General features: G+C 29.8%; 1 protein-coding gene. It reads right to left on the bottom strand.

From position 1 onward, the window contains the following. Positions 1-3: 3 nt before the first annotated feature. Entirely contained in the window at positions 4-396 is a 393-nt protein-coding gene (gene cadR, locus CL42_RS16310; protein WP_000550240.1) for a Cd(II)/Pb(II)-responsive transcriptional regulator, read from the bottom strand. Between the last annotated feature and the right edge of the window lie 87 nt (positions 397-483).

Here is a 483-nt window from a genome sequence, read left to right as displayed (position 1 = left end):
TAATCAAGCTAGATTTTTTAAAACTCCACATTGGTCAATTGTACATAAACCATCACAAGTACCTCTTAAATCAGATAGTTGTTCAATAAGCTTTTGTTGCTTGATTATATTTTCTCTGATAGCACTGACATGTAAGTCAATTAATTCATTCACATCTGAACAATTTTTCTCAGGTTTGTCTTTATAGGTAAGTAATTGACGAATTTCATTCAAACTCATATTTAAAGTTCGGCAATTCAAAATAAATTTAATTCGCTCAACATAGCCTACATCGTAAAGGCGGTAATTTCCTTCCGTTCTTTCCGGTTCCGGAATTAAACCTTCCTTTTCATAAAACCTAATTGTTAATACTGAACATGAGGTTTTTTTAGAGAGTTCACCAATTTTTAAATGCATTGAGTTAGTATTTCCAAAGATTCTTGACTCTATAGTAACTATAGGGATTCTAATATTCAAAGTTTATAATTTTTTTAATGGGTATAA

Source organism: Acinetobacter sp. Ver3, assembly GCF_000632455.1.
GTDB lineage: Bacteria > Pseudomonadota > Gammaproteobacteria > Pseudomonadales > Moraxellaceae > Acinetobacter.
This window is presented reverse-complemented; position numbering and strand designations above follow the sequence as displayed.

What these genes read in the sequence shown, in the direction of transcription:
- cadR (WP_000550240.1), bottom strand. Translation starts at nt 396, where the DNA reads ATGCATTTAAAAATTGGTGAACTCTCTAAAAAAACCTCATGTTCAGTA.